Below are 3,626 nucleotides of genomic sequence, written 5' to 3'. Positions count from 1 at the left end.
TATATAATACCACTTATTGCTGACAAAATCCTCATTTATGTGAAGTTTTCAAGGTACAAATTTATGGTTATACGGTATCCTTGCTGGAATACCTTTTGACCCTCAAATCATTGAATGTCTTTACAGTCTATTCCTTCATCCAAGTCTTCTGAATATAACAAAATGGGGCTTTTAGAAGTGTTTTTCATGTCTATATGTAAACACAATACATTTATAAAAAAATAATCGAAATAATGAATTTCACATTTTATTACATCTTGATATTCATATTTATTCCCATCAATATAGAAGAAATCTTCATATATCTCATACTCAAATTCCTTTATGAATAATTTTCTTGTTGCTTTTTGATAAATATATGCTATTCCTACAATCATAAATGCATTCATAAAAATAAATGGAAATCCATTTATATTCAAGCACAACCTATTAATTGAATATTCCTCAGCAAATACTACCACAATTAACACCAAGAAAAATATAGAAAATCTACCAAATAAGTGCTGTATTTTTATCGTTTTCATATAATACCTCATACCTTTCTATAAAATCCAGTTATAGTCCATTATTTTCTCAAACTTATTTTTTAAGCTATCCTAAAAAACATGAGTTTTCGTGTATACAGCTTCGTTCATTTCATATGTCACATGGTAATTAAATTTTTCTTAACAAATCACGAATATTCAATAGATATAAACAACATAAATATGCGGATAGTATTAGAACTTGAAATCGAGCAGTATCCCTTTGAGTAAAAACAAATATATTTATTCCTATAACAAATGACACATCACAAACTATTTCATAAACAAAATTAGATTTAATTACTTTTAATCTCGCAAAATTAAAAAATAAAAATATAAGATTCAATATAACATAAACCATTACAAAATTTATCCCAAATTTGTATTCATCAGTAAATATATTTATTATATCTATAATAAATTTCCCACCAAAAAGAAGTATTGTCCAAGACGCAGATAATGTAATCCACAAATATTTCTTTATATTATCATCACACTTAATTGATTTGTCTCTATTAAAAAACATAGTGATTCGATTATATATATAATTACGTATATCCCTTTCAGACTCAATAACACTTTTTCTATTGTTAATATCTATTTGATTATTTTCTATGTTTACTTTATGCAAAAAATAAATCCAGACTATCAAATTTATAATAATAATAATAATAATAATAGACGCTATATTTTTCAAAAAATCAATCTCAAAAAAACCATTCAATATATTTATTCTGCATAATAAAATAATAAATAAAATGCTATACCACATACAAAACTCTATTGTTCTAATATGCTGTTTTACATTTATTAAAATCATTAAACTAAACAATAAACATAATAATGATATAAAGTCATCTACGTATTTGAATTTAAAACACTTATAAAATGCATTATAAAATGTTAATATATTCACACCACTTATTATTGCACTTGCTATTGTTATATTTCTGTTAATACATTTTTCTCTGTTCATTGCTGCTCTCCTATATTTGCATAGTAACCAATGTTCCAAATCCATTTTCCTTTTCTACTATATACTTCTTATCAATTTTTCGTTCAAAGCAGGCAAATTCCTTTTTACTGAAAAATAACATAGTCAATGTAATTTCTTCATCTTTTGATTTCGATATTGTGATCCATGTCTTATGATAACAATCAAGACCTAGAATTTTCTGAAGGTTTTCTTTTAGTCTGGCACTATTTTTTATTTGATTTACTTCCTTGTTAAGTACTAATACAAATCCTATATTTCCAAATAAACTGTAGATATCCATATTTTTTCTATCTGAAAACCATATTATTGGTGTAAAAATAGCCAACGACATACATGCTGCTAAATTTAAGGATATAAAATCAGCACTTACATTTATATCTAGTGCTAATATTACTAATAAACACGCCCATGAAAGTATATTCACAGCTGCCAATATCTTCCACAAAATATTAATTCTTTTCGTCTTTACTAAATAGTATCCCGCAATAAAAATAAGAGCTATGTACATTCCTTCAACAATCTCTTTATTCAAATTCATTACTCCCTTCATGCACTTTAAAATTAATAAAGTAGGTCACACACGAACATATGCTCACACAATATTTTACCTTGCATTCTAAAAATATTCAATTGCCATACCATTTTGTTTTTTTACAAGAAAACTGTTAAAAGCTATCATTTCAATAGGTAACACAGCTAAAATGATATACGAAAAGATACGTGTTATTAATGGCAATCCCATAAACATTGACGGATACAACATTCTAATCACTATTTCAATAATAATTAATATCGCTCCCAACAAAATTCTCCCCTTTTTTAACAATATGTCTATTTTGCTCAAATTTGTTTCTTCACTGATTTCTCTATAACACCATTCACTTTGAATGATTCCAATTAACATTCCACCGAAAATCACAAATGAATAATATGGGTGCTCTCTACAAGCAATTATTGCCACCACAAAAAATAGATCAATCACACCTGTGATTAAGTGAATTATTTTCCGGCTCCATCCATTCAAGCGAAAAAACAATGTATATTCTCCAATTAAAAAATTAAGGGGAATCAGGATAGTAATAAGTCCTGACTTTTCCAAATTCAAGTATTCCATAGCACTTACCTCTTATATAAGATGGTTAAATGATCAAAAGGTATCATCGATGCATGGCCGCTGCACAGTCTGTTGCATCATGCTCCTTTATAAATGTGTATCGCATTGTGTTCCTTTCGTATGCTATATATTAAAAGCTTATTTTCTAATTTCTTCTGTCTAACAAAGCCTCATTTTTAGAAGCAAGTCTTATAAAAAAACTGTTTGGCAACTCTGTATTTTTAAAAATGACAATATAAAATATTATAAGAATTAATTTTGTTACGTTTGATACATTTTCTACATTAACCAACAAAATATCATCCCACTTATAACCAAGAACACTGCCTATAGAACTCGCCAATACATTAAATGCAATAAAAATAAGTAAAAATTGTCTACTCCATATATTTTTTGTCCAAAAAGATTTTATATATTTACGTGATAGTATCAGCACAATAACAGAAACTACTATAAGAACAATGCAAACTAATGGTTTCTTATAAAGTTCAAATATATACTGCAAGCTAAACATGTTTATTAAAATCCCCATGCCGCGTCCGCCAAATATTCCTGATTCATTCAATTCACATTCAATTTTCCTGATTTCTGATATCATAGAAATATAATACACTGCATAAAACATCAAACATCCGATTAATAATACGCTAATATTCTGAAACTCATCTCCGGCCGTTGTCTTGTCTAATATATAGTAACTAATTATACCTAGTCCCCATATAATAAAATGTACGATATATTTTTTCACTCTTCACCCCTGCATTTAGCTTGTGATATCTCTTATGAGATATCACAAACATTAAAATCTTTTCTTATCTTGGAATGCTGAATTAAAGGTCCTATCTGTGTTGCTCCTGATACCTCTACCTTCTTGAATTTGGGCTCAATCACAAAACTTATGGGATTTAGGATTCCTCACATAATCAACTCTGCTCATATCAATGAGTTTTAAAAAGAAATACTCATCGTCAGGATATCCATACCCCTGCCG

General features: G+C 27.8%; 5 protein-coding genes. All 5 read right to left on the bottom strand.

Annotation, left to right across the window (positions count from 1 at the left end):
• Positions 1 to 107: 107 nt before the first annotated feature.
• Positions 108 to 524, bottom strand: a complete 417-nt coding sequence (locus tag ACTQ1L_RS15105; protein WP_441368070.1) for a hypothetical protein — start codon at positions 522 to 524, stop codon at positions 108 to 110.
• 130 nt (positions 525 to 654) lie between these two features.
• Positions 655 to 1,500 (bottom strand): hypothetical protein, encoded by an 846-nt coding sequence (locus tag ACTQ1L_RS15100; RefSeq protein ID WP_441368068.1) that lies wholly within the window; start codon positions 1,498 to 1,500, stop codon positions 655 to 657.
• 10 nt (positions 1,501 to 1,510) lie between these two features.
• Positions 1,511 to 2,053: a hypothetical protein gene (locus ACTQ1L_RS15095; RefSeq protein ID WP_147349199.1), complete on the bottom strand. Its 543-nt coding sequence runs from the start codon at positions 2,051 to 2,053 to the stop codon at positions 1,511 to 1,513.
• Between the two features lie 84 nt (positions 2,054 to 2,137).
• Positions 2,138 to 2,635 (bottom strand): hypothetical protein, encoded by a 498-nt coding sequence (locus ACTQ1L_RS15090; RefSeq protein ID WP_441368067.1) that lies wholly within the window; start codon positions 2,633 to 2,635, stop codon positions 2,138 to 2,140.
• 145 nt (positions 2,636 to 2,780) lie between these two features.
• Positions 2,781 to 3,383 carry a hypothetical protein gene (locus ACTQ1L_RS15085; RefSeq protein ID WP_441368065.1) on the bottom strand — a complete coding sequence of 201 codons (603 nt, stop codon included), beginning with the start codon at positions 3,381 to 3,383 and terminating at the stop codon, positions 2,781 to 2,783.
• Positions 3,384 to 3,626 lie beyond the last annotated feature (243 nt).

It is taken from the genome of Agathobacter sp. LCP21S3_B2, assembly GCF_052118705.1.
Lineage (GTDB): Bacteria > Bacillota > Clostridia > Lachnospirales > Lachnospiraceae > Roseburia.
The sequence above is the reverse complement of the archived record's forward strand: the minus strand, read 5'-3'. Positions and strand labels throughout refer to the sequence as shown.

Bases quoted from the DNA above. Each gene is read 5' to 3' on its own strand.
- ACTQ1L_RS15090 (WP_441368067.1), bottom strand. From the start codon at position 2,635: ATGGAATACTTGAATTTGGAAAAGTCAGGACTTATTACTATCCTGATT.
- ACTQ1L_RS15105 (WP_441368070.1), bottom strand. From the start codon at position 524: ATGAAAACGATAAAAATACAGCACTTATTTGGTAGATTTTCTATATTT.
- ACTQ1L_RS15100 (WP_441368068.1), bottom strand. From the start codon at position 1,500: ATGAACAGAGAAAAATGTATTAACAGAAATATAACAATAGCAAGTGCA.